At 73.3% G+C, this 25,837-nt stretch carries 20 protein-coding genes; 9 read left to right on the top strand and 11 right to left on the bottom strand.

Annotated elements, in window-relative coordinates; translation table 11 throughout:
• Positions 1-111 precede the first annotated feature (111 nt).
• The 6 genes from GVV04_RS00675 to GVV04_RS00650 all read right to left on the bottom strand — a co-directional run bounded on the left by GVV04_RS00675 (position 112) and on the right by GVV04_RS00650 (position 10,407).
• Entirely contained in the window at positions 112-375 is a 264-nt protein-coding gene (locus tag GVV04_RS00675; protein ID WP_161683769.1) for a hypothetical protein, read from the bottom strand.
• Between the two features lie 140 nt (positions 376-515).
• Complete coding sequence (locus tag GVV04_RS00670) at positions 516-1,019, bottom strand: flavin reductase family protein (protein WP_161684572.1); 504 nt, start codon at positions 1,017-1,019, stop codon at positions 516-518.
• Between the two features lie 45 nt (positions 1,020-1,064).
• The gene (locus GVV04_RS00665) at positions 1,065-1,538 is read right to left on the bottom strand and encodes an acyl-CoA thioesterase (RefSeq protein WP_161683768.1); all 474 of its coding nucleotides are present in this window, start codon (positions 1,536-1,538) and stop codon (positions 1,065-1,067) included.
• Position 1,539: 1 nt separating this feature from the next.
• The gene (locus GVV04_RS00660; RefSeq protein ID WP_161683767.1) at positions 1,540-7,359 is read right to left on the bottom strand and encodes a type I polyketide synthase; all 5,820 of its coding nucleotides are present in this window, start codon (positions 7,357-7,359) and stop codon (positions 1,540-1,542) included.
• A 97-nt stretch (positions 7,360-7,456) separates the two neighbouring features.
• Positions 7,457-8,440 carry an enediyne biosynthesis protein gene (locus GVV04_RS00655; RefSeq protein ID WP_161683766.1) on the bottom strand — a complete coding sequence of 328 codons (984 nt, stop codon included), beginning with the start codon at positions 8,438-8,440 and terminating at the stop codon, positions 7,457-7,459.
• Positions 8,437-10,407 carry a CRTAC1 family protein gene (locus GVV04_RS00650; protein WP_161683765.1) on the bottom strand — a complete coding sequence of 657 codons (1,971 nt, stop codon included), beginning with the start codon at positions 10,405-10,407 and terminating at the stop codon, positions 8,437-8,439. The genes GVV04_RS00655 and GVV04_RS00650 overlap by 4 nt, the downstream gene beginning before the upstream one ends.
• A 578-nt stretch (positions 10,408-10,985) precedes the next feature.
• Here GVV04_RS00650 and GVV04_RS00645 point away from each other — a divergent pair.
• Positions 10,986-11,300: a hypothetical protein gene (locus GVV04_RS00645; protein ID WP_235965523.1), complete on the top strand. Its 315-nt coding sequence runs from the start codon at positions 10,986-10,988 to the stop codon at positions 11,298-11,300.
• 181 nt (positions 11,301-11,481) lie between these two features.
• Entirely contained in the window at positions 11,482-13,035 is a 1,554-nt protein-coding gene (locus GVV04_RS00640) for an NAD(P)-binding domain-containing protein (RefSeq protein WP_161683764.1), read from the top strand.
• Between the two features lie 3 nt (positions 13,036-13,038).
• Here GVV04_RS00640 and GVV04_RS00635 read toward each other — a convergent pair whose 3' ends face one another.
• From GVV04_RS00635 to GVV04_RS00625, 3 genes are all read right to left on the bottom strand, one after another.
• The gene (locus tag GVV04_RS00635) at positions 13,039-13,638 is read right to left on the bottom strand and encodes a nitroreductase family protein (RefSeq protein WP_201752854.1); all 600 of its coding nucleotides are present in this window, start codon (positions 13,636-13,638) and stop codon (positions 13,039-13,041) included.
• Positions 13,639-13,816: 178 nt separating this feature from the next.
• On the bottom strand, positions 13,817-14,935 hold the full coding sequence (locus GVV04_RS00630) for a carboxylate-amine ligase (RefSeq protein WP_161683762.1): 1,119 nt from the start codon (positions 14,933-14,935) through the stop codon (positions 13,817-13,819).
• A 145-nt stretch (positions 14,936-15,080) separates the two neighbouring features.
• Positions 15,081-16,235 (bottom strand): M20/M25/M40 family metallo-hydrolase, encoded by a 1,155-nt coding sequence (locus GVV04_RS00625; protein ID WP_235965522.1) that lies wholly within the window; start codon positions 16,233-16,235, stop codon positions 15,081-15,083.
• Between the two features lie 248 nt (positions 16,236-16,483).
• On the opposite strand from GVV04_RS00625, the gene GVV04_RS00620 reads away from it, so the two are divergent.
• Positions 16,484-17,035, top strand: coding sequence for a carboxymuconolactone decarboxylase family protein (locus GVV04_RS00620; RefSeq protein WP_161683760.1), 552 nt, complete (start codon positions 16,484-16,486; stop codon positions 17,033-17,035).
• Positions 17,036-17,087: 52 nt separating this feature from the next.
• Here the strand turns inward: GVV04_RS00620 and GVV04_RS00615 are convergent, their stop codons facing one another.
• Positions 17,088-18,026: a hypothetical protein gene (locus GVV04_RS00615; protein WP_161683759.1), complete on the bottom strand. Its 939-nt coding sequence runs from the start codon at positions 18,024-18,026 to the stop codon at positions 17,088-17,090.
• 128 nt (positions 18,027-18,154) lie between these two features.
• On the opposite strand from GVV04_RS00615, the gene GVV04_RS00610 reads away from it, so the two are divergent.
• The 6 genes from GVV04_RS00610 (at position 18,155) to GVV04_RS00585 (ending at position 23,834) form a co-directional block, all read left to right on the top strand.
• Positions 18,155-19,000 (top strand): maleylpyruvate isomerase family mycothiol-dependent enzyme, encoded by an 846-nt coding sequence (locus GVV04_RS00610; RefSeq protein ID WP_161683758.1) that lies wholly within the window; start codon positions 18,155-18,157, stop codon positions 18,998-19,000.
• A gap of 130 nt (positions 19,001-19,130) precedes the next feature.
• Positions 19,131-20,315 (top strand): acyl-CoA dehydrogenase family protein, encoded by a 1,185-nt coding sequence (locus GVV04_RS00605; protein WP_201752852.1) that lies wholly within the window; start codon positions 19,131-19,133, stop codon positions 20,313-20,315.
• Positions 20,316-20,657: 342 nt separating this feature from the next.
• Positions 20,658-21,080 (top strand): TOBE domain-containing protein, encoded by a 423-nt coding sequence (locus GVV04_RS00600; RefSeq protein WP_161683756.1) that lies wholly within the window; start codon positions 20,658-20,660, stop codon positions 21,078-21,080.
• Between the two features lie 23 nt (positions 21,081-21,103).
• Entirely contained in the window at positions 21,104-21,904 is an 801-nt protein-coding gene (modA, locus tag GVV04_RS00595; RefSeq protein ID WP_407938740.1) for a molybdate ABC transporter substrate-binding protein, read from the top strand.
• A 5-nt stretch (positions 21,905-21,909) separates the two neighbouring features.
• A complete protein-coding gene (locus tag GVV04_RS00590; protein WP_161683755.1) occupies positions 21,910-22,731 on the top strand; it encodes an ABC transporter permease in 822 nt (273 codons plus the stop codon).
• A complete protein-coding gene (locus tag GVV04_RS00585) occupies positions 22,728-23,834 on the top strand; it encodes an ABC transporter ATP-binding protein (RefSeq protein WP_328822140.1) in 1,107 nt (368 codons plus the stop codon). Before GVV04_RS00590 ends, GVV04_RS00585 begins: the two co-directional genes overlap by 4 nt.
• A gap of 552 nt (positions 23,835-24,386) precedes the next feature.
• Here the strand turns inward: GVV04_RS00585 and GVV04_RS00580 are convergent.
• Positions 24,387-25,796, bottom strand: a complete 1,410-nt coding sequence (locus GVV04_RS00580; RefSeq protein WP_161683754.1) for an endo-1,4-beta-xylanase — start codon at positions 25,794-25,796, stop codon at positions 24,387-24,389.
• Between the last annotated feature and the right edge of the window lie 41 nt (positions 25,797-25,837).

Below are 25,837 nucleotides of genomic sequence, written 5' to 3'. Positions count from 1 at the left end.
TCCAGCACGCCGCGGGGACACAGGCCGGGATGCCACGGACCGGTACTGCCGTTGAGCCGGCTGACGTGCGCGTAGCGGTCCAGCAGGCCACCGGGAACACCGCGGCCGGGATCAGCGCGCAGCGCCTCCTCGACATGGCGGCGGAGCGATGTTGCGGGTCCGGACGCTGGGCTCGTTGACATACTGGGCGACGTTGCGCGCGGGCCGGCCCGGCCAGGGGTCACGGGTGAGACCGCCGCCGGTGAGTACCGGGTCGAGCTGGTGCAGCAGCTTGACGACGATGACGAACGACACCAGCGTGCTGGGTGCGACGTTTCCCCGCTGATGTTCGATCCAGCCGCGGGCGTCGTCATCGCTCCAGCGACGAAGGTCCACCGGCAGACCTTTGGCCGCAGCCCATGCGGCCAGTCGGCGTAGCAGGACAGGCGGCGGACACCGACGGCCGGGTCGACCACGCGGGGTGCGTGGCCGCCCGGCCGTCGGTGGTCGGCCCGGTGGGTGCCCGGCCAACCCGGTCAGCCCTTGCCGACCTCGCGGAACCGGCCGCCGTGGAACAACAGCGCGTCGGTGCTGTCACCACGGCCGGTGCTGAGGACCGAGCCGAGGAAGATGGAGTGGTCGCCGCCGTCGTACACCGCCGCCAGCTTGCACTCCACCCAGGCCAAATTCCCGGTCACGATCGGCGCCCCGGTGTGCGGACCCGGCTCGCACCGCACCGTCTCGAACTCCCGCTCGTCGCGGGGCCTGCTGGAGCTGGCGAAGTACCGGGCCAGCCCTTCCTGGTCGGCGGCCAGGATGGACACCGCGAAGGTGCCCTGGGCCAGGACGGTGTCGTGCATGACCGCGCTGCGCTTCACGCACACCAGGACCATCGCCGGGTCCAGCGACACGGAGGTGAACGCGTTCGCGGTCATGCCGTGCGGCAGGTCCCGGCCCGACGTCACCACCGTCACGCCGGTGGCGAACATCCCCATCACCGCCCGCAGTTCGGCGTGGTTGGCCGCGTCGGGCGCCGGCATCGTCGCCGGGCCCGCAGTCGGGCGCTGGTCCGCTCTGGTCACGGCTCAGCCCTCCCCGACGCCTTCGAACACCCGCCGGCCACCCGCGGCGGGGGGCACCGCGTAGCGCGACAGGGCCGCGCGCAGCGGGTCCGGCACCCGGGTCGGCCGGGTGTCGGTGTTCGGGCCGCGCATGCACGCGATCCGCTGCCGACCCCGGGCCACCAGCTCCTCGAAGCCGTCACGCAGCCGCACGTAGTCGAACGCGAAGCCGATCTGGGTCTGCGTGAGGTCCTCCAGCCGCATCCGGATCGACAGCTCGTCGAACGCGGTGATCTCGGTGAAGAACTCGCACTCGCACTTGAGCGTGAACAGCTTCAGGTCGTCGCGGATGTCCGCCAGGACCTCCGGTGCCTCGTCCCGCAGGAACATCTCCCGGCACCGGCCCTGCCAGCGCATGTAGTTGACGTAATAGACGTTCCCGACGAGGTTGGTCTCCTCGAACCCCACCAGGTGCCGGTACTCGTAGTAGGACTCCATCTCACCTGCCTCCTTCCGCCAGCATCGTGAACACCACCGGGTCGCCGATGTCGTTGAGCGCGGTGACGAAGGTGGCGACCCGCGCCGCCCCCGACCGCAGGGCGACCCAGCCGGCCGTTCCGTTCGGCTCGGCCACCAGGTCGACCCGGGTGTGGCCGTTCTTGCGCAGGCACTCGACCGCGCCCCAGATCCGGGTGGCGGCGACCGACAGGTCCTCGCCCTGCTCCCGGGCCAGCAGCGTGGCCAGGGCGACCCCGTCCGGGCCGATCAGGCCCTCCCACTCCTCGGCGGAACGGGCCGCGGCCAGCTCCACGTCGCAGCCCACCGCCGCCGAGGCGCCGGCGACGGCGAAGGTGACCCCGGCGCCGTGCGAGGCGGAGATCCGGACGTCCCCGTCGACCTCCGGTTTGCCGTCGGGCCGGTAACGCACCGTCGTCTCCGCGCCCAACGCCCAGCTCACCGCCCGGGCGGTCTGCCGACGCCGGGCCGGCGTGCCGGTGGCGTCCGGGTCGTCGGGCCGTACGACGCAGCGCAGCTCGTCGGGCAGGAACGCGCCGGCCCGCCGCTCCAGGTACGGGCCGACCAGCGCCGGCAGCCACGGCCCGGTGCCGTCCTGCTTGCGTACGGCGTGCAGGCGCAGCCCCACCCACCGCTCGACGAGGTTGCCGTCACCGTCGCAGACGTCCACGTCGTAGTGGTAGGTGTCGCCCTGGCGCAGCCGCTCCACCGCGTGGATGGTGACGGTGTCCAGGGTGGCGGCGACCTTCGGGTCGGCCAGGTGCAGCCGCTCGATAGCCCCCGGCAGCAGGGTCGCGTCCGGGACGCAGCACTGCAACGCGTGCATCACCGTGTCCCGGGTGCCCGGGTCGCCGAGCACCAGGTCGCCGGGCCGGTACCGGGCGAACCACGCCTCGACCGGCCGGTTGGACACCCGCGCCGTGCAGCTCGTCGCCGCCAGGTCCAGGTAGCCCAGCAGGCGCTGGAACCGCCGTCCCTGGAACAGCACCGGGCCGTACAGGTCGCGGGCCGGGTCGATCGGCAACAGCCGCGCGGCGGCGGTCCCCGGCCGGGCCTCGACCCGCAGCGGCTGGTCCCAGCGCAGCCGGGCCCGGAAGTGGTCGGCCTGGAAGTTGGTGTCGCTGCTGCGCACCACCGCCTCGACCGCGCCGTCCGCCGCGGCGAGCACCGCGATCCGGATCGTGTTGCTGCCCGAGGGCGGCACCACGATCGGGCGCAGCAGCTCGACGTCCTCCAGCACCGGGGCCTCGGTGCGCCCGGTGAGCGCCGCCGCCGCCTGCGCCATCGCCTCCATGCCCAGTACGGCGGGGAAGAGCAGGTCCCCGTCGAGCAGGTGGTCGGGCAGGTAGAGGTCGTCGTCGGCGGTCAGGTCGGCGTCCACGACCAGCTCCACGCCCGGGTAGTGCACCTGCTGCCGGTCGACGAAGCGCAGCAGCGGCAGCTCGCGCCGCTCCAGCGTGACCGTGGACAGGCCGTCGGCGCGGCCCATCACCACCAGCGCCTGCGGCGTGGACGGGCTGGCCAGCACCTCCTTCAGCGTGGCGATGCCGGCCTCCACCGGGATCGGGGCGATGCCGTCACGGGTGAGGGCCTCCAGCACCCCGAGCCGCTCGCCCATGCCGGCGCCGGACCACACCGACCATTCCAGCGCCAGGCACCGGATGTGCGGGTAGTCCTCGCCGACCCGGCGGGTCAGGTCGGTCATCCAGTCGTTGGCCGTGGCGTAGTGCGCCTCGCCGCGCAGCCCCGCCCGGCCGATGATGCTGCCGAAGGTGACCAGCAGCCGCAGCGTGTGCGGGTCGGTCGCGGCGAGCACGGCCTCCAGCCCGTCGATCTTCGGCGCGAGGGTCCGCCGGAACGTCGCCTCGTCGAGGTTGGCCACCGTGGTCGGCTCGTTGCGGCCGGCGCCGTGCAGCACGCCGGTGACCGGGCCGAGCACCCGCTCGATGTCGTTGACGGCCGCCTTCACCTCGTCGAGGGCGGTGATGTCCGCCCGGGCGTAGTGGAAGCGCACCCCGGCGGCGGTGAGCCGTTCGAGGTTGGCCGCCAGTTCCGCGTCGGCCGCCGGGTCGGAGCGGCCGATCAGGCCGACCGCCGTCAGGGTGTCCCGCCCCAGAGCCAGGGCGCATTCGGCGGTGATGCCCTTGCCGCCCCCGGTGACCAGCAGCACGTCCTCCACCCCGAGGCCGGGCCCGCCGTTGGGCGGCAGGGGCGCCGGCCGCAGCACCGGCACGTACCGGTTGCCGTCGGCGTCGTAGTGGACCTCGCTGAATCCGGCGGTCGCCGCCACGTCGGCGACGAGCCGGGCCACCGTGGCCGCGACGTCGTCGGCGGACGGCTCGCCGGCCAGCGGCAGCGTGACCACCGTGGTGGTGATCTCCGGGTGCTCCTGGTGCAGCGTCTTGGCCAGGCCGGCCGCGTTGCGCCGGTCGCCCAGCGCCACGAACCGGACGGCGCCGCCCTGGGACACGGCGGCCCGGGCGGCCCGCAGCATCACCGGGATGTGCTCGGGTTGGCAGTCGCGTGGCAGGCACAGCAGCACCCCACCGCCGACCCGGGCCTGTTGCAGCGCCGTGCGCAGCGGCTCGGCGAGCGGGCTGTGCCCGGCCGTGAACGCCTGCCAGCCGCCCTCGACCGGGGCGTCGACCCGCGGACCGGCCTCGGTGGGCACCAGGTCCACCGCGAACGCCCGGACCCACGGGGCCACCCCGGCGATCGACCGTTCCGGCTCCTCCGCGCCGCCGCCACCGCCGGCCTCGTCGAGGATCTGCGCGATCTCCGCCACCGTGGCGGTGGCGTAGCTGGAGGTCAACGTCGGGGCGGTCACGTTGAGCTCCCGGGCGGCCTGGTTGACGATCTGCCCGACGGTGATCGAGCTGAGGTGCAGCTCGTCCAGCGGCCGGCTGTCCGGCCGTACGGCCTCCAGCGGCAGCTCCGCCCGCTCGGCGGCGAGCCGGCGCAGCAGCTCCAGGGTGTCGGCCGTCGCGCCGGGCCCGGAGACCGCGACCGACGAGCCGGCCGGCGACACCGCGCCGGCGGCCGGCTCGGTCCCGGTACGGGCCACCGCGAAGTCCCCGGCCGGCGCCGACTCGGCGGGGCTGGCGAAGAACCGCAGCGGCCGGCCCGGCTCCAGCGGCCGGGTGAACCGGTCCTGGAACAGCGCCGAGTGGTTCACCGTCGCGCCCGCCGCGTACGCGGCGCCGACCGCGCTGAGCAGGCCCGCCAGCGACAGGCTGTCGGTCTCCAGCGAGATCGTCGGCACCTCCGGGGCGATGTCCGCGGCCAGGCCGCGCAGCACCCGACCCGGACCGACCTCCAGCAGCAGGTCGGCGTCGTCGGCCAGGCGGCGCACCGCCTGGGTGAACCGCACCGGGTCCAGCACCTGCCGGCGCAGCAGGTCGGGCACGTCGGTGTCGGCCGGCAGCACGTCCCCGGTGACCGTGGAGACCATCCCACCGGACAGCGGGGCGAAGGGCAGGCCGCCCAGGTGCTCGGCGAACGCGACCGCGGCCGGGGCCACGGCCTCCGAGTGGAAGGCGTGCGACACCGCGATCCGGGTCCAGAACAGCCCGGACCGCTCGGCCAACGCGCCGACCTGCTCCACCGCCGCGACCGGGCCGGAGACCACGGTCTGCTGCGGGCTGTTGTAGCCGGCGATGACCACCGGCGTGCCGACCAGCAGCGGCTCCACCACCTCGGGGGCGGCGGAGATGCTGGCCATCGTGCCGTCGCCGGCGCTGGCGTCGGCCATGATCCGGCCACGCGCCCCGGCGGTGGCGATCAGCGTCGCCTCGTCCATGGCACCGGCCCAGTGCAGCGCGGTCAGTTCGCCGAGGCTGTGCCCGGCGGCCCCGACCGCCCGCACCCCGAGCATCGACAGCACCCGCAGGCCGGCGACCGACGCGGTCACGATCCGCGGCTGCGCCACCGCCGTGGCCACCAGGTCCGCGCCGGGCGGCGGCTGGTGGGCCTGGTACAAAGCGTCGACCTCCTCGAACCGCCGGCGCAGCGCGCCGCCGTCGGCCCGCCGACCCGCGCCCTGGCCGGGGAACAGGAACCCGATCCGGGGGGCGGAACCGGTCGTGCCGAGGAAGACGCCCCCGGCCGCGTCGATCACCCGCTGCTCGCCGGAGTCGACCAGCTCGACGAGCCGCTCCAGGCGCTGTCGCGCCTGCTCGGGCGACGCGACGACCACCGCGGCCCGCACCGGCCGGTCGGCCAGCTTCCCGGCCAGGACCGCGGCCAGGTCGCCCAGTTCGGCGTACGACAGCCGGCCGACCCACGGTGCCAGGTCCGACAGCCGCGAGCCCAGTTCCTCCGGGGTGCGCGCGTCGAACATCAGCAGCTCGGTGTCCTGCCGGGAGCGCACCAGCGCGGTCGTCGACGCCCCGATCCGGGTCCGCCGGCCGTTCTCCGCGCTCTCGAGCACCACGTGGGCGTTGATGCCGCCGAAGCCCATCGAGGACACCGCCGCCCGGACCGGCTTGTCCGCCGGCCACAGCTCCGCCGTCGCGGGCACCCGCACGGCGGGCCGTTCCACGTCGAGCACCGGGTGCGGGTCGACGTGCCCGGTGGCCGGCGGGATGACCTGCTGGCGTACCGCGAGGATCGCCTTGAGCAGCCCGGCGACCCCGGCGGCGGCCTTGGTGTGGCCGAAGTTGCCCTTCACGGTGCTGATCGCGGCGGGCGCGCCCGCCGGGTCGGCCTCCTGTCGGGCCTCGGTGAACGCCGTCAGCTCGGTGGCGTCGCCGACGGCGGTGCCGGTGCCGTGGCCCTCCAGGTAGGCGACCGAGTCGATGCCGTAGCCGGCCCGCTCGTACGCCCGGCGGATGGCCAGCCGGTGCCCGCTGGCCTCGGGCCGGGTGATGCCGCCCTTGCCGTCGGAGGAGTAGCCCCAGCCGGCGATGACGGCGTGCCGGCGCAGCCCGCGCGCCACGGCGTCGGAGTCGCGCATCAGCACCAGCATGCCGCAGCCCTCGCCCGGCCAGAACCCGTTGGAGTTGCGGTCGTACACCCGCATCTCCCCGGTGGCCAGCGCCCCGGTCTTGGCGAAGCCGATCACCTCGAACGGGTCGATGCTCAGGTCCACCCCGCCGGCCACGGCGGCGTCGAGGTCGCCGTTGGCCAGGGCGTTGCAGGCGGTGGAGACCGACAGCAGCGACGACGAGCAGGCGCCGTCGACGGTGTAGCCGCCGCCCTTGAAGTCGAAGTGGTTGCACACCCGCCCGGCGATGGTGTTGGCCAGGCCGCCGGCCAGGGTGTCCTCGTCGATCGGCGGGAAGGGCGCCTTGTAGCGCGGCTCCAGCTCGTCGAGGAACGTGCCGACCTCGGTGTCGCCCCAGCCCTGCTCGCGCAGCGCCGCCCCGACCGTGCGCCGCACGTACGGCCAGCGCAGCCGCAGCAGGTTGGCCCGGCTGAACTCGCCGGTGAGGGTGTTGCCGATGACCACACCGGTGGTGGCCAGCGGCAGCCCCTCGCCGTCGGGGAAGCCGGCGTCCTCCAGCGCCCGGGCGACGGTGTCCAGGGCCAGCCAGTGCGTCATGTCGGTGGACCGGAAGGTGCTTCCGGCGATCTTGTACCGGACCCGGTCGAACTCGAAGCCCTCGATCACGGCGGCCTTGGCCGAGTAGAACCGGTCGGGCGCGGTTGGGTCGGGGGAGTAGTAGTCCTCGGAGTTCATCCGCTCGTCGGGCAGCCGGCGGAACGCCCGGCGGCCGGTGAGCACGTTCTCCCACAGCTGGTTGGGGTTCTCGGCGTCGGGATATCGGCAGGCGATCCCGACGACCGCGATGCGTTCGCTCATTCCTGCTCCTCGCTTCGTCCGTCGACCGCCCTGACGGGGTCGACCTGGTCGGCCGGCGCGTCGCGCCAGCCCGCGCGGCGCGTCCTGTCCCGCCGGATCACGCGATGCGCCTGGGGGCGCCGAGGGACAGCCCGGCCTGCTCCCGGGACTTCTTGCGCAGGCCCGCCACCCACCAGCCCAGCCCGCGGATGGCGCAGACCACGACCACCGCGAAGAAGAGCGTGTAGACGACGTTGAACAGCATCAGCACGCCGTAGACCATGGCCACCGAGGAGCCGAACATGAACTGGTTCATCGGCTTGGCCGGGGTGGTGCCCGGGTCGGTGATCATGTAGTTGGTGAACAGCACGAACGCCACACCGGTCATCACGCCGAGGGCGGAGAACAGGGCGACGTCCCAGATCCAGTGCCGGATGAACGCCTGGATGGCGAAGCCGCCGAGCCAGCCCACGATCAGCGGCACCTTGCGGGTCAGCAGCGCGTTGATCACGGTGCCGGCGGTGACGATGATGATCGGGATCATCACCCGGAAGTAGGTGTTGGCGTTCTCCGTGAACTCGTACGGCGGGGCGATGGAGATCCAGGAGCCGAAGCAGACCAGCGCCATGGTGATGCCGAAGTTCGACGGGTTCATGTAGTGCCGCATCCGGCCGTAGACCGGGGCCTGCAGGACGTACTTGCCGGTGACGCCGATGATCACGGCGAACGCGATCGGCAGGAACATGTCGTTGGCGTAGAGGAGCATGTTGCAGGCCAGCGCGGTGATGTGCGAGGGCAGCAGGAACTCGTACACCCGGCGGCCGCCGCCGCCGAGGAACCGGGGGGTCTCCTTCTTGGCCCAGGCCCGGATCAGCTCGAAGGTGATCTCGGCGGCGTAGGCGGTGAGCACCGCGAAGATGGGCCACAGCCACGGCTGCTCGAAGCCGAGCAGCGTGTAGCCGAAGATGTTGAAGACACTGATGGACAGGGCGAAGTTGCGCAGGGCCAGGTAGCGGCGGTCGGGCTCCGGTTTGGCCGGGGCGGGGACGACGGGGGCCGCGGGGGCGGTGTTGATGCTGGGGGGCGGGGCGATCGTGGTCATCGGTTCGGAACCTCCTCGACGCGGTCGGTCAGCACGAGGGTGTGCGTTCCGGCGGTGAACTGCTGGCTGGTGCTGTGCTGCTGGCCGCCCAGGTCGCGCCAGCGCAGGTCGACGGTGACCGGGCCACTGCTGTTGCCGAGGCCGAAGTGGACCTCGAAGCTCCGCTTGCCGGCGTGGCCGCTGCCGCCGTCGAGCTGGGAGATCTGCTTGCGGCCGTCCGGCGTGGTCACCGTGACGGTCGCGCCGTACGCCGGGGTGCAGAGCATCTGGCCCGCAGGGGCGCCGACTGCCGGCCGGTACAGCCGCAGGTTCAGGAAGTTGCCCTTGCTGGGCGCCTCGTTGACGTAGAACGCCGGCGGGCCCCACTGCCGGGCCACCGCGAGGTCCAGCGCCCCGATGCCCCGGGTGTCCGCGGTGGCGACACCACGGGTGGGGATCGGGACGTCCAGCCCGATCTCCTTGGTGATGTTGGCGAACTCGCCGCTGGCCGTGCGGGCGAAGAACGCCAACGGCTGGTGGCCGGCGATGTCGTCACCGGGCTGCATGTTCGGCCACATGGCCGGGTTGGACAGCAGGTCGTCGTTCATCATGGCCATCTCCTGCAGCCACGGCCACCGGTTGATGTCGCCCTTGACGAAGCCGAGCGTCTGGACGACCTCCAGGTCGCCGCTGTTGAGGAAGTCGCCGAACTTGACGTCCCAGCCCCAGCCGCTCCAGGCCATGCCCAGCGGCCGGGCCTCCTGGGTGAACGGTGCGATGCCCTTGCCGAGCTTGGTGAGCATGTCGCCCTCGTTGCGGGCCCTGTTGATCCAGACGAAGTTGCTCTCCTCCAGGCCCCAGGCCGTGGTGATGTTGGAGACCATCATGTCGAAGTTGCCGTTGCGGTCCAGGTCGCCGAAGTCGATGCCCATGCCCTTGAACGAGCCGTTGCCGAGCACGAACGACTTGGGCGTGGTGGGGGTGCGCTCCCCGATCGCCGCCTTGAACTTGATCCGGCCGGGAGAGGAGATGTTGTGCAGCAGGTGGTTGTGGCCGAAGTCGTTGGCGGCGTAGACGTCCGGCAGCCCCCGCCCGGTCAGGTCGGCCGCCGCCAGGCCCAGCGTCCAGCCGGTGGACTTCTTGAACGGGACCGCCCCGCGCTCCGCCACGAAGCTCACCGAGGGGTTGTCGCCGGTGGTCGCGGAGTGCCAGCGCAGCACGTGGAGGCCGCCGCCGTTGGTGGCACTGGACAGGGTGTCGTTCATCTCGACGTTGTCCTGGCCCCGCGTGTTGAGCACGTCGGACTCGGGGAAGTAGTTCCCGATGATCACATCCGGTTTGCCGTCGCCGTCGAGGTCACTGACCAGGGAGGCGTTGGTGTGCCACTTGGGCCCGTGGTAGCGGCCGTCCGGCGAGCTCTGCGGCAGCAGCTCCTGGCGCTGGTACGTCGCGTTGGACACCGTCGTGGCGCCGGCCTTGCGCAGGAACATGATCGGCACCCGGCCCCAGTAGGTGACCATCAGGTCCATCCGGCCGTCGAGGTTGTAGTCGCCCGGTACGCAGGCCATCGGCGCCATGGTGTCGTCGATCGGCAGCGGCGCCGCGTCGAGGAGGAACGGCGTGAACTGGTCCTCCTTCGGCGCGGTGGGCGCGTAGGTGACCACCACCTGGTTGGTGCGCACGTCCACGAAGCACAGGCTGTTGGCCCGGCCGTGGTCGGTGAGGTCGTTGAGCGCGATGCTCGCGCCGACCGACGAGATCCAGGCCCGGATCTTGTGGTACGTCGGGTTGACGTCCCGGCTCGTTCTCTTGGGCAGCTTGTCGTAGCCGTCCGGGTAGGCGATGGGCTGCTCGGTGAAGCGGTATCGTGTGGCGGCCTCGTCGGCGCCGGCGACGGACACTCGGGCGTCGATGATGAAAAAGAGCGAGGCCGCGAGCAGAATCGCGACTATTCCGGGACTGAGCGAGCGTGCGCGTTGACCCAGCACGGTAAGGTCTCCTTACGACAGAGCCATCGACTTCTGTCAAAGCCGATGGCGTGAACAGGGCAGGCGGCGTCGCCGCAACGATGTTCCACGGTCGGTGCCGTGGGCGGCGCGCGGTAGGGAATGGGAAATTGTCGCCTGGCGGCACGGGTCTGCCGGCGCGTCGGAACCGGCCGGTAGAGCCGGCCGTTTTTGCCGACGTGGCGAATGCGATTTCTGGGGTGCCTGGTTTCCTCCTGCGGCGGGCGGGGAAAGTGGATTAGGGCGACCGGATCGGGCCCAGGTTCATCGTGCGACTTCATCGTGCGACGGTGGCCCCGGACTGCGCTTCTTTCACATTGCTCCCGACGTCTTCCCAGCATGTCGCCGTTTGGTTCGCGTTTAGCGGGCGGTTTGACGCGCCGGATCCCTTTAGGTCAATCTCGTCGTGTTGACCCGCTGTGTCCACCCCGGGAGCCGAAGACGGCAATATGGCGACTAACTGTGGACCGCGCGGTGGCTAGCGTGGGTGGCGGCGCTGCCCGGGCGCGCTGTCTTCGGGGATTACCCCGCCCGGGACCCCGCGAAGAGAGGAAGCCGCCGTGTCTGTCGAGGGATTCTGGAAGGTGGCCGTGGCCACCCCGTTCGGCACCCGCCGCACCGAGCTGGAGCTGTTCAGCAAGGACGGTGTCCTACAGGGAATCTCGCGGGGTGAGAAGGAGACGCTCACCCTGAACGACCTCCAGCTGGAGGGCAACCGCCTGTCGTGGTACCAGTCCATCAAAAGGCCGATGCGGATGGACCTGGCCTTCGACGTGACGATCGACGGCGACGAGATGACCGGCACCGCCCGTGGTGGCCCGATGCCGGCCGCGAAGGTCAGCGGCCACCGCGAGCCGGCGGCCCAGCCGGCCTGAGCCGCCGCCCGCGTCGCCCGACCGCCCCCGGGGTCCACCCGTCGGGGGCGGTCGGCACCGGATCGGAACCCCCGCCGGGGTCGCGCTCCTCGGCCCTTCGGGTCCACGCTCCAACCCGGATATGTATTGACTTAAGTGCATTTATCATCAATGGTCATGGGTACTCGACGCGGGAGCACCCATGACCGAACTGCCAGAAGGCACCGAGCACCACCGTTACCTGATCATCGGCGGAGGTCCGGCCGGCCTACAGCTGAGCTACTACCTCCAGCAGGCCGGCAGCGACTACCTGACGCTGGAACGCGCGGCCAGCCCCGGCGAGTTCTTCCGCCGGTTCCCCCGGCACCGCCGGCTGATCTCCCTGAACAAGGTGCACACGACGAGCACCGACCCGGAGATCCGGCTGCGCTGGGACTGGAACTCGTTGCTGCACGAGCCGGCCGACCTGCCGTTCTCCGACTACAGCCGCGAATACTTCCCCTCCGCCGACGACCTGGTCCGCTACCTGGGCGACTTCGCCCGGCACCACCGGCTGGCCGTCCGCTACGACACCACCGTCGAACGGGTCGAGAAGACCGACGACGGCTTCCTCGTGCGGGCCGGCGGCCGGCTGCTGCACGCCGACTGCGTCGTGGTGGCCACCGGCTGGGGCCCCCCGAACGTCCCCGACGTGCGCGGCATCGAGCACGCGGTCGGCTACGAGGACATGAGCACCGACCCGGCCGACTACGCCGGCCAGCGGGTGCTCATCCTCGGCAAGGGCAACTCCGGCTTCGAGACCGCCTCGGCGATCCTCGGGCACGCTGCCATGATCCACCTGGCCAGTCCCCGGCCGATGCGGCTGGCCTGGAACACCAAGCACCCCGGCGACGTGCGGGGCCACCACGGCGCCGTCCTGGACAGCTACCAGTTCAAGACCCTGCACGCGGTGCTCGACTGCGTCATCGACGAGATCCGCCCGGTGGGCGACAGGTACGAGGTGCACCTGACCTACACCCATGCCGACGGCGAGACGGCCGTCATGGAGTACGAGACCGTGCTGCGCTGCACCGGCTTCGCCATGGACACCTCGATGTTCGCCGAGAACTGCCGCCCGGCGAGGGTGCCCAGCGGGCGGCTGCCGGCCACCCGGACCGACTGGCAGTCGGTCGACGTCGACGGGCTGTACTTCGCCGGCACGCTCGCCCAGGACCGCGACTTCAAGAAGGCGTCCTCGGCCTTCATCGACGGGTTCCGCTACAACCTGCGGACGCTCACCGCCCTGCTGCGCGAGCGGTACGAGGGCGCACCGCTGCCGTACGAGAAGGTGGAGGCCGACCCCGAGACGCTCACCGGGGTGGTGCTGGACCGGGTCAACTGGAGCTCGGCGCTGTGGACCCAGTTCGAGTTCCTCTGCGACGTCATCGTCGTCGACCCCGGCGCCGGCGGGGCCCGCCACTACCAGGACCTGCCCGAGGACCACGCGGTGCAGCGGTTCGGCGGCGAGAGCCACTACTACACGTTCTCGCTGCGCTGGGGCCGCGACGCGTACGTCGACGTGTTCGCCGTCGAGCGGCATCCGCAGCCCGACCGGGCCGCCGAGAGCGCCTTCATCCACCCCGTGGTGCGCCGGTACCGGGGCGGGGAGCTGGTCGAGGAGCTGCACCTGCTGGAGGACCTGCTGGCCGAGTGGCGCCGGCCGGACCGGCACGTGCAGCCCCTGCTCGACTTTTTCGCCGCGGACCTGGGGCGGTGACGCCTACCGGCGGACCATGACCTCCGACAGCGGCTTGCGGGTGAGGTCCGGGACGGTGACCCCGTCGGCCGGGTAGCCGACCGGCATCACCACGCAGGCGCGCTCCTCGGCCGGACGCTCGCAGATCTCGTTGAGGAACCGCATCGGGCTGGGGGTGTGGGTGAGCGTGGCCAGCCCGGACAGGTGCAGGGCGGTGATCAGCACGCCGACGGCGATGCCGACCGACTCCTTGACGTAGTAGGGCTTCGGGGTGTGCGGGCCCTGGTGGACCTCGAACACGACGATGACCACCGGGGCGGTCTCCAGGAACGGCTTCTGCCAGTCGGTGCCCATCGGCGCCACCGCGTTCAGCCAGTCGGCCGAGGCGCGTCGGGTGTAGAACTCGACCTCCTCGGCCTCGGCGGCCTCCCGCAGCCGACGCCTGCGCTCCGCGTCGGTGACCACCACGAAGCGCCAGGGTTGCAGGTTGGCGCCGCTGGGCGCCGTCGCGGCGGCCCGCACGGCCTCCTCGACGACGTCCAGCGGCACGGGTTCGGCCGAGAAGTGTCGCACCGACCGGCGGGCCGCCATCTGGTCGGCGAACGCCCGGGCGGTGCGGTTCATCAGCGTGGGTTCCAGCCTGTCCAGGTGGAACGGGGTGGTCGCGATCTGGTTCACGGAAGAGCCTCCATCGGCAGGTCGGGGGCCTCTCCAGCATTACCCACGGCACCCGCCGCTGGTTGCGCGGAATTGCCCAGATCGCCGAGCCGTGGACGGCACGGTTGATGGCAACGCGGCAGGGTCAGCCCGCGGTCTGCTCCGCCAGGTGGTCGACGACGTCGGCGAGCGTCCCGCCCCGGCGGGCCACCGACCGCTGGTGCCGCGCCCCGGTGCCGTCGGCCCCCAGCTGTTCCAACCATCCCGCGACGAGGTCGTGCTCGCCGTGGGCGCGCAGCACCGGCTCCACCATGTCCAGCAGGTCGCGGGCCAGCGCCGTCGCGGGCCGCAGCCGGCCCGTGCGCGGGTCCACGCCCTCGCCGTCCAGGCCGTCGCGGGCCGCCCGCCAGTAGGCCGCCCGCAGCAGCTCGCCGGCGACGTCCGGGGCCGGCTCGCCGGCCTGCACCGCCGCCGACAGGTGCACCACCAGCGCCCGCACCAGCGCCGCGTACCGCGCCGAGTCCTCGGCGGTGAGGGCGGAGTCGGCGACCCGGACCTCCAGGGTCGGGTGCCGCTCCGAGGGGCGTACGTCCCAGAAGATGGTGGCCCGGTCGACGAGGGCGCCGGTGTCCAGCAGCCGCTGCACCACCTCGTCGTAGTGCTCCGCCGAGTGGAACACCGGCGGCGGACCGGCCACCGGCCACCGCCCCCAGACGGTGGTGCGCCAGCTCGCGTACCCGGAATCGCGGCCGTCCCAGTACGGCGAGTTCGCGGTGAGGGTGAGCAGCAGCGGCAGGTACGTCCGCAGGTGGTTGCCGACCAGCACCGCCCGTTGCCGGCTCGGCATCTCCACGTGCACGTGCAGCGCGCACAGCGCCAGTTCGTCGTGCAGGCCCCGGTACGTCTCGTTGCCCCTGCTCTGGCGCGGGCCGACGGTCATCGGCGGCGGCACCGCCCCGGCGACGGGGGCGGTGCCGGTGGCCACCACCCGCAGCCCGGCCGTCCGCGCGCAGTCCGCGACGACCTTGCGGGCCTCGGCGAGCTGGGCGGCCAGCTCGCCGAGCGTGTCGCAGGCGTCGGTGCGGGTCTCCAGCTGCAGGGTGGTGATCTCCCCGGAGACCCGCTCCCCGAGCAGCGCGGACGCCGCCCCGACGACCTCGGCGGCCCGGGGCGCCGGGGCCCGGGTGACGGCGTCGACGACCAGGAACTCCTCCTCCACCCCGAAGCGTGGCGGCGGCGTGGGCTGACGCGTGGTGGGGGTCATGGTGCGGTCGTCCTCCCGCTCGCTGCGCCGGCGGCCACGGACGTGGACCGCCGGCGGATGGGCAGCGGCGCGGGGACCGGGCGGCGCGCCGTCTCGACGCACCATTATGGACGTCAAGCCCGCCCCTGGGGAGCAGCGACGCGCGTCAGAGGCGCGCGGGGACGCCCCGGCCCGCGGCGACGTGGCCCCGGCGGGGCTGCGCGAGCACGCCGGCGACCGTCGCGGCGAGCAGGGCGGCGCGGTCGGGCATCTGGGTGACGTCCACCCACTCGCTGCGGGCGTGTGACCCGCCGCCCACCCCGCCCAGGCCGTCCAGGGTGGCCACGCCCAGCGACCCGGTGAAGTTAGCGTCGGACGCCCCGGCGGCGTGCGCGGCCTCCAGCGGCGGCAGGCCCAGCTCCCGGCCCGCCCGCCGGGCGACCTCCAGCAGCGGCATCGCCACCGCCTCCTGCAGCGGGTACCGGTTGATCCCGCCGCCCACCACCAGCGCGGCGTCGGTCAGCCGGGGGGTCATCGCGTGGATCAACCGGTCCACCCGGTCGAGCTCCTCCCGGGTCCAGGCGCGCACGTCGACGCAGAACTTCGCCGACTCGGGCACCTGGTTGCTGATGCTGCCCGCGCTGAGCACCGTCGGCGTGACGCTGGTGCCCTCGGCGGCGAACGCCCGCACGGCCAGGACCTGGTGGGCCAGCTCCACGGCCGCGTTCACCCCCCGGTGCGGCTCCACGCCCGCGTGCGCGGCCCGGCCGCGTACGGTGATCTCGTACTTCGAGCCGCCCTTGCGGGCGACCTTGACCGCGCCCGTCTCCGTGGACGGCTCGCCCACCAGCACCGCCCGCGACCGCCGGGCCTGCTGCTCGATCAGCGGCCGGGACGTCGGCGATCCGCTCTCCTCGTCGCAGGTCAGCAGCACCCCCACCCGGGAGGTGTCGGGCAGCAGCGACAGGGCGGTGACCATCTGGACGATGCCGGCCTTCATGTCGCACACCCCGGGGCCGGTGGCGATGCCGTCGGCGAGCGCGAAGGGCCAGTCCCGCACGGTCCCCTCCGACCACACCGTGTCGTAGTGCCCGAGCAGCAGCACCCGCTGGTCCTCTGCCGGCCAGAGCAGGTGCGGCAGCCCGTCGCGCACCACCCGCACGGCGGGGCGGCCCAGCACCGGGTTGATCCAGCTCTCCAGCAGGTCGGCGCAGGCGTGCAGATGCCGTACCTCCCCGGGTGGGGATTCCTGGTGCACGAGTTGGCGAAGTCGGTCCACCAGGGCCCCGGACTGTGCCAGGGCCCCCTGCCGTATGTCCATTGTGTCGACCATGGAGCCGATCGTGGCAGTGCCCCGTACGCAGCGGCAATACGCGTCCGTGCCCTGCTCGTGGCGCTCCGTGTCGGCCCAGGTGTCGGCCCCGTAAACGGCACTTTGGGAGAGATCGCGGTCCGCGTCGCCGGCCCGAACGGGGCACGCTGGAAGAAGCGGACGGGCCGCCGGGCCGGCACCATGCGCAGCAGGACCGCGTAGCCGCCGGCCGCGGCCTGTCACGCCGAGGAGAGCATGTGGCACACATCGATCTGGGTCTGGACGAGGCTGAATACCCGGGGATCACCGGGCTCATGCGCTACCGGCCGGAGACCGCCGTCGCGCTCAACGCGCTGGCCGAGGCGCTGCTGCACGCGCCGCACCCGACCCTCACGGCCGGGGAGCGGGAGCTGATCGCGGCGTACGTCTCCGGGCTCAACGACTGCACGTTCTGCTGCTCGTCGCACTCCGCGTTCGCCGCCGCCCAGCTCGACGGCGGCATGCCGCTGGTGCGGCAGGTCCGGGCGGACCTGGACGCGGCCGAGGTGTCGGCGAAGCTGCGCGGCCTGCTGCGGATCGCGGGGGCGGTGCAGGAGAGTGGGCAGAAGGTGAGCGCGGAGCTGGTCGACGCGGCCCGCGCTGAGGGCGCCACCGATCTGGAGATCCACGACGCGGTGCTGATCGCCGGCGCGTTCTGCATGTTCAACCGCTACGTCGACGGGCTCGGCACCCGGCTGCCCGAGGACCCGGTCGCCTACGAGGAGACCGCGCAGCGGATCAAGACCGGCGGGTACGTCGGCTCGGCCTGACCGGCGCGGGCACCGGCGGGCGCGGGGACGCGCCCGCCGGCACGGCGGGGCGCTATCGCGCGTTGTACGGCATGGTGGGGAACCAGCCGTAGTCGAACATCGCGGGCAGCCGCACGTCCCAGTAGACGACCATGAACACGCCCAGCGCGATCAGCAGCGCCCCGGTCACCGCGGCCGTGCGGGCGGGGCTGCCGGACAGCCACTGGATGAACCGGCCCCGGGTGGCCACGATGATCAGCGCGAACAGCGCGGCGACGATGGCGATGTTGCCGAGCGACTGGAGCACGAACGCGCCCGCGCCGTAGAGCGGGTTCCCGGTGTCCACCGCCCAGTGGAACAGCTTGTTGAACAGCGGGTACGGCCGGCCGATGAGGAACCCGCCGACCAGCGCGCCGAGCACCACCACCCGGGCGACGGGGCGGTGCGCGAACGGGTCGGGCAGCGTCCCGAGCGCGGCCAGCCCGAGGTAGACGAAGGCGAGCCCGATCACGCCGAAGACGACCATCGACTGGATCAGGCGCACCGGCAGCCCGCCGACCGTGTCGGTGGACAACTGCGGCAGCCGGTCGCCGAGCAGCACGCCGACGAAGCCGTACACCGCGGAGACCGCCACCATCCCCACGGTGAGCCAGCCGACCGGCCGCAGCAGGCCGCGCAGCCCGGCCCGGGTGGCCCCGGCGCCGCCGGCCTGGCTCATCGGGCCGACCGCGGCGGCCATGGCGATGTTGCACGCCGTGAACGTGCCGGCCAGGCCGGAGACGAACGCGAACACCAGGCCCGCGACGGTGCCACCGATGGCGGTGGCCTTCGCGTCGTGGCCCAGCAGGGTGTTGGCGACGTTGTCACCGATCACGTGGTCGACGAACTCGTACGACCACAGCACCGCGAGCAGGACTCCCGCCGCGACACCGCCCAGGACGATCCGCCCGCGCGCCCGCGGGTGGGTGTGCGCGGCGAGGTGGACCGCGCCCGCGCTTCCGGTGACAGTCATGGATGGATTATGGGGACCGATCTGCCCGTTGACTTCTTCAGAATTGCCGAATTCGCGCCGGGCCCGACGGCGGCAGGACAGCAACCTCGAACAAGTCTCCACCGCGCCCCGTCCTCCATGGTGGACGTATGTCGGTCACCCCGCACCAGTGGCGCCGCGTCCGAACCTCCGTGCCCGTCGTCCTGGGGCGGCTGCTCGACCTCGTCGAGGACGCCCCGCCCGACCGGGCCGCCACCGCGCACTGGACGGTGGCCGACACCCTGGCCCACCTGTGCGGCGTCGCCGCGATGGGCCTGTCCCTCGTCCGGGGCTCCCCGCCCGACCTTCCGGTGCCCGGCCTGCTCGAACTGCGCCGCCGCACCACCGTCGACACCGTCTCGGTGATGAACGCCGAGGTGCTGCGGCAGTTCACCGAGCGGCGCCTGCCGGTGCTGGCCGACCGGCTGCGCGCCGACGTCGAGGAGGTGCTGCGGGCGGTCGGGGAGACCGGGCCGGAGCACGAGGTGTCCTGGCTGGGCGGCGCCCGGCTGCCGGTCACCGGAGTGCTGGCCCACCTGCTCAACGAGCTGAACATCCACTCCTGGGACATCGCCCGGGCGCTTGGGAGACGCTGGGTCATCGACCCCGCCGACGCCGCTCTCTTCGTCGACCTGTTCCTGGTCGACATGACCCGCCGCAGCTACGGCCGGCTGCTGGACCGCGACGCCCCGGCGCGTCCGGGACGGATCTCGGTGAACTTCCGGCACCGCTTCGGCCCGGAGGTGACCCTGGCCCTGGTCGACGGCCGGGTGTCGGTGGAACCGCCGGACCCGCGCCCGGACGTCCGGCTCTCCTTCGACCCGGCCACCTTCACCCTGATGCTGTTCGGGCGGGTGCACCGGGTGCGCGCGGTGCTCGCCCGAAAGTTGTCCGTCGGGGGGCGGCGGCCCTGGTTGCTGCCCGTCTTCCTGCGGACCATGCGGATGCCGTCCTGAGCCGAGGCCGTGGCGCCCCCGGATCCGGCTCCGGGGCACCCCCGCAATACAGAAGAAGTGCCCGCGCGGCGGCCGGTGCGACCGTGAGGGGGACAAGGTCCATGGACCGGAGAGCCTTCCCAAGGAGGAACTGGTGACGATCACCGAAATCCCCACCCGCGAGGAGATCCTGCGCCGCGTGGCCAAAGCCGAGCCGGTGCTCCGGGAGCACGTGGCGTGGTCGGAGGAGAACCGCCGCCTGCACGAGGCGACGGTCGAGGCGATGGCCGAGGCGGGCATCTTCCGGATGCGGGTGCCCAAGCGGTACGGCGGCTACGAGTGCGACGGCGCCACCCTGGTCGAGGTCGGCGCGGCGCTGGGCCGCATCGACGGCTCCGTGGCCTGGGTGGCGATGGTGAACTGGATCCCCACCTACCTGGTCTGCATGTTCCCCGACGAGGTGCAGGACGAGGTCTTCTCGACCCCGGACGTGCGGGTCTGCGGCACCAACGCCCCCAAGGGCACGATGGTCCCGGTCGAGGGCGGCTACCTCCTCAACGGCCGGTGGCCATTCGTCAGCGGCGCGCACCACGCGCACTGGATGGAGGCCGCGGCGGTGATCCTGCGCGACGGCGCCGAGCCGGAGCCGGTCATGACCATGGTCCCGATGTCGGACATGGAGCTGGTCGACGACTGGCACACCACCGGGCTGCGCGGCTCCGGCAGCATCACCACCGTGGCCACGGACGTCTTCCTCCCGGCCGAGCGGGTCATCCCGCTGGGGGCCGCGCTCGGTCCGGAGACCCTGTCCGAGACCAACCGGAACATTCCCATCTACTCCACCCCGGCCACCCTGGTCGCCGCCGTCTCCGGCGCCGGCATGCTCGCCGGCCTGGCCAAGGCGGCCTGGGACAGCTTCTTCGAGCGGCTGCCCGACCGGAAGATCATCTACACCGAGTACCCGAGCCAGGCCGAGGCCCCGCTGACCCACCTGCGGGTCGGCTCCGCCGCCCACAAGATCGACCAGGCGTTGTTCCACGCCCGGCGGATCGCCGAGGTCGTCGACCACAAGGCGTTCAGCGGCGAGGCGTGGACCGTCGAGGAGCGGGTCCGGGCGCGCGCCGACCAGGGCGAGGCGGCCCGCCTGGCCAAGGAGGTCGCCGACATCTTCCAGATGGCCAGCGGCGGCACCTCCATCTACAGCGACGTGCCGATCCAGCGCATCGTGCGGGACGTCACCTCCGCCGCGCTGCACGGCCTCGTCGTCCCGGACGTCAACACCGAGCTGTACGGCCGGGTGCTGTGCGGGCTGGAGCCCAACACCCTCTACCTGTGACGCCTCGCGTCGCGGGGCTCTCCCACCGCCCCTGGTGGGGGAGCCCCGGGCGCCTGCGTCCGGACCGGGCGGGGGCCGCCGCCGTCAGGGTATGGCGGTGGGGAGGACGTCACGGGCGGCCAGCGCCGCGACTGCGGCGGCGACGGCGGGCACGGTTCGGCGTACCCCATCTCATGCCGTCAGTCTCCCCGGGGTCGCCGGGTTTCGCACGGCCGGCGAGTCCCGTCCGCCCGGGACGCCGGCCCGGCGACGCATCTGCGAATACTTGGTCGGTATGAACGCCGCAGATGCAGGGAACCGGTGAGCTATCGGGCCGCATCTGCGGCACGGTAGAGTGCCCTCGTGACGATGTTTCGGATCGGCGAGGCGGCCGAGCTTCTCGGCGTCAGCACCGACACGGTGCGGCGCTGGGTCGACGCCGGCCGCCTCGTCGCCACCCGCGACGAGCACGGCCACCGGGCGCTCGACGGCGTCGACCTGGCCGCGTTCGTCCGCGCCGCTGCCGCCGCGCCCGAGCGCCACGCCGAGCTGTCGTCGGCCCGCAACCGGCTACGCGGCATCGTCACCGCCGTGGTGAAGGACGCCGTGATGGCCCAGGTCGACATCCAGGCCGGGCCGTTCCGGATCGTGTCGCTGATGAGCCGCGAGGCGGTCGACGACCTGGGCCTCCAGGTCGGCTCGGTCGCCGTCGCGGTGATCAAGTCGACCACGGTCGTGGTGGAACGGCCGGCCCCGCACCCCCCGCGAGGAAGGACCGGCCCGTGACCGCACGGAGGAAGGACCGGCCCGTGACCGCACGCGGGAACCCGGGGACCCGTCGGGCCTGCGCCGCGCTGGTCGGGGCGGTCGCGCTGGCCCTCGCCGCCACCGGCTGCGCCGGCGGGGCCGACCCGTCCGCAGACGGCGACGGGGTGCGTGGCCCGGTCACCGTCTTCGCGGCGGCGTCGCTGACCGAGTCGTTCACCCGGCTGGGCGCCGAGTTCGAGGCCGCCCACCCGGGCACGACGGTCACCTTCAGCTTCGCCGGCAGCTCCGCCCTGGCCACCCAGGTCAACCAGGGCGCACCCGCCGACGTGTTCGCCGCCGCGTCTCCGGCCACCATGCGTACGGTCACCGACGCCGGCAACGCCGACGGCCCCCCGGTCGTCTTCGCCCGCAATCAGCTCGTCATCGCCGTGCCGCAGGGCAACCCGCGGTCCGTGGCCGGGCTCGCCGACCTGACCCGGCCCGGGACGAAGGTCGCGCTGTGCGCCCCGCAGGTGCCCTGCGGCGCGGCGGCCCGCACCGCCCTCGACGCCGCCGGCGTGCCGCTCACCCCGGTCACCCTCGAACAGGACGTCAAGGGCGCGCTGTCCAAGCTGCGCCTCGGCGAGGTCGACGCCGCGCTGGTGTACCGCACCGACGCCGCCGCGTCCGAGGTGGACGCCGTGGAGTTCCCCGAGTCCGCCGGGGCCGTCAACGACTACCCGATCGTCGTGCTCCGACAGGCCGGCAACCCGGCCGCCGCCCGGGAGTTCGTCGCGTACGTGCGGTCCGACCGGGGCCGCGCCGCGCTGACCGCCGCCGGGTTCCAGCCCCCACGGGCCTGACTTCGATGGTACGAGCCCGCCCGGCGACACCGCGCCGCCGAGTCCCCGGGCGGCGGATGCCCGTCGCCCTGTTCGTCCCGGCCGGGCTCGGGCTGATCTTCCTCGTGCTGCCCCTCGCCGGGCTGCTCGCCCGCGCCCCGTGGGCCACCCTGCCGCAGCGGCTGGCCGCGCCGGGGGTGCTCACCGCGCTGCGGCTTTCCCTGCTCACCGCCACGGTCGCCACGCTGGTCTGCGTCGTCCTCGGCGTACCCCTGGCGTGGCTGCTGGCCCGGGTGGAGTTCCCCGGCCGGCGGCTGGTCCGGGCGCTGGTCACCGTGCCGCTGGTGCTGCCGCCGGTGGTCGGCGGCGTCGCCCTGCTGCTGGTGTTCGGTCGGCGGGGCCTGCTCGGCGGCTGGCTCGACGCCACCTTCGGGATCACCCTGCCGTTCACCACCGCCGGCGTCGTCCTCGCCGAGGCGTTCGTGGCCATGCCGTTCCTGGTCATCGCCGTCGAGGGCGCGCTGCGCGGCGCCGACGTCCGGTACGAGGAGGCCGCCGCCACCCTCGGGGCCGGCCGGTGGACCACCTTCACGCACGTCACCCTGCCGCTGGTCGCCCCCGGCGTGGCCGCCGGGGCGATGCTGTGCTGGGCCCGCGCCCTCGGCGAGTTCGGCGCCACCATCACCTTCGCCGGCAACTTCCCGGGCCGCACCCAGACCATGCCCCTGGCCGTGTACCTGGCCCTGGAGACCGACCTGGAGGCCGCGATCGTGCTCAGCCTCGTCCTGCTCACCGTCTCCGTGGCCATCCTCGCCGGGCTGCGCGACAAGTGGACAGCCGGCCCGTGACCGCCGCCGCGGCGTCTGGCGGGGCGGGCACCGGCGACCCCGGCCCGCCGCTGCTGGACGCCCACCTCGTCGCCGACCGGGGCGGCTTCCACCTCGACGTCGCCCTGCGGGTGCGCGCCGGGGAGGTGGTGGCGCTGCTCGGCCCCAACGGCGCCGGCAAGACCACCGCGCTGCGCGTGCTGGCCGGCCTGCACCCGCTGACCGCCGGCCACCTCACCCTCGCCGGGGCCGACCTCGACCGCCCCGACCGCCGGGCGTGGATTCCGCCGGAGCGCCGCCCGGTCGGCGTCGTCTTCCAGGACTACCTGCTCTTCCCGCACCTGAGCGCCCGGGACAACGTCGCCTTCGGCCCGCGCCGACGCGGCGCCGACCGGCGGGCCGCCCGGGCCGTCGCCGACGCCTGGCTGGCCCGGGTCGGCCTCGCCGAGCACGCCCGGCGCCGGCCCCGGCAGCTCTCCGGCGGGCAGGCGCAGCGGGTCGCGCTGGCCCGCGCCCTCGCCGTCGATCCCACCCTGCTGCTGCTCGACGAGCCGCTCGCCGCCCTCGACGCCCGCACCCGCCTGGACACCCGCGCCGAGCTGCACCGCCACCTCGCCGCCCACCCGGGCGCGGCCGTGCTGGTCACCCACGACCCCCTCGACGCGCTGGTGCTCGCCGACCGGCTGGTCATCGTGGAGGACGGGCGGGTCGTCCAGACCGGCGACGCGGCCACCGTCACCGCCCGCCCCCGCACCGACTACGTCGCCCGCCTGGTCGGGCTGAACCTGCACCGGGGCCACGCCGACGGCCACCAGGTCCGGGTCGGCGGGCTGACCCTCACCGCCGCCGACAGCGTGGCCGGCGAGGCGTTCGTGGCGTTCCCGCCGGCCGCCGTGGTGCTGCACCCCGCCCGGCCCGACGGCAGCCCCCGCAACACCTGGGAAGCCACCGTCGCCGGGGTGCAGCGGCACGGCGACAACCTGCGCGTCCAGCTCGACGGGCCGCTGCCCGTCGTCGCCGACGTCACCCCGGCCGCCGCCGCGCAGTTGCGGCTGGTCCCGGGCCTGGCGGTGTGGGCGGCGGTCAGGGCCGCCGAGACCCGCGCGTACCCGGTGGGTCGCTGACCTGCCGCTGACCCGGACACGCAACAGGACCGGGCCGGCCGGCCATAGTGGGTTGTGACGACTCAGGTACGGCCCACCGACTCCGACCTCTGGGTAAGTCGTGGTTCTCCGGCTTGGCGGGCCCCCGGGGATGTGCGCGCTGCCGACACCATCGGCCCGTGCCGGGGCGGTCTTCGCCGAGGCGGCCTACCCTCCGTTGGTCCCTGTGGAGCTGCCCCGTTTGTGCTACCGGTGGAGCGGGCGCGTGGACGGGGCAGCTCCACAGGGGCCGAAGGACAGGTCCCCGACCGGGTGCGGGGCGCATTCGTCAGGCCGCCGCCCGGCTGCCCGGCATGCGGGGCGGCGTGGGGCGGCCGACGTCCCCGGAACACTCGCGGGGGAGGGGACACAGCGCAGGACCGGTCAGACCGAGGCCCTGGCCAAGTAGCCCGGCCGGCAGCCAGCGCGGCTGGAAACTACGGCCACCCCACCGGGCCCTGGTCGAGCGGCCGGGCCCGGCGGGGCCGGACCGTCGCCGAGGGAGGTACGCCTCGACGACGGTCCGGAGCCGGGTCAGCTAGCGGTGCAGGAAGGGGTGCCCGACGGCGGGGTGCCGGCACCCTGGAAGCCGAACTCGGTCGACTGCCCGGCGGTGAGCCGGCCGTTGTAGGCGACGTTGGCGAACCGGACCGTGCCGGTGGTGCCGCTGCCCTGCGCGTTCCACGCGTTGGTGACCGCGGTGCCCGACGGCAACGTGACGGTGGCCGCCCAGCCGTTGGTGCCGGACGAACCGGCCGTCACCCGGACCGTCGCCACGAAGCCCCCGGTCCAGGTCTGCAGGGACAGCGACGCCGTGCAGCCCGCGCCGGGCGGCGGGGTGGTCGGGGGAGTGGTGGTCGGCGGGACGGTGGTCGGCGGGGTACTGGTCGGCGGGGTGGTGCCGCCGTTCAGCGCGTCCAGCGTCGCGGTGTACGCGGCCTTCTTGTTGCCGTTGCCGTCGAACAGCAGCGGAGTGCCGCTGGCCCGCCACGAGTCGGTGTCCCGGATGCCCCACACCGAGATGCCGGTGCAGCGGGACACCGCGAGGCACGCCTTGACGACGGTCGCGTACGAGTTGGCCTGCGCCGTGCCGGAGCCCTCGATGTCCAGCTCGGTGATCTGCACGTCGAGGCCGAGGTTGGCGAACCGCTGCAGGTTCGCCTGGTAGTCGCCGGGCACCGGGGACGCGCTGTTGAAGTGGGACTGGAACCCGACGCAGTCGATCGGCACGCCCCGGGCCTTGAAGTCGGAGACCATCGCGTACACCGCGTTGGACTTCGCGTTCTGCCCGTCGGTGTTGTAGTCGTTGTAGCAGAGCTTCGCGCCCGGGTCGGCGGCGCGGGCGGTGCGGAACGCCACCTCGATCCAGTCGTTGCCGGTGCGCTGGAGGTTCGAGTCGCGCCGGGCGCCGTTGCCGCCGTCGGCGAACGCCTCGTTCACCACGTCCCAGGAGTGGATCTTTCCCTTGTAGTGGGTGGCGACCTGGGTGACGTGGTTGACCATCGCCGAGCGCAGCGCGCTGCCGCTGAGGTTCTGCGCCCAGCCGGGCTGCTGGAGGTGCCAGGCCAGCGCGTGGCCCCGGACCCGCATGCCGTTGGCCTGGGCGTGGCTGACGATGCGGTCGGCGTTGGTGTAGTTGAACTGGCCCTGGGACGGCTCGGTCGCGTCCCACTTCATCTCGTTCTCGGGGGTGACCATGTTGAACTCGCGGTTCAGGATCCCGACGTACGTGGAATCCGACAGCTTGTTCGCCGCCACCGCGGTGCCGAAGTAGCGGCCCTTCTCGGCCGCCGAGGTGGCGAGGGTGGTGCCGGCGCTGGCCGCGGTGGCCAGCGCCAGCACCATGCCGGCGGCCACCGTGCCGACGGCGGTGGAGACCAGCGCCGCGCGTCGGCCCGGTCGAACCCTGGCGCTTCCGCGGTCGCGTGCTGCTGAGCTGTTCATGCCTGACTGCCCTCCGGGGGATCGAAGTCGTCGCGCGGCCG

The organism is Micromonospora rubida, assembly GCF_009908295.1.
GTDB classification, from domain to species: domain Bacteria; phylum Actinomycetota; class Actinomycetes; order Mycobacteriales; family Micromonosporaceae; genus Micromonospora; species Micromonospora rubida.
This window is presented reverse-complemented; position numbering and strand designations above follow the sequence as displayed.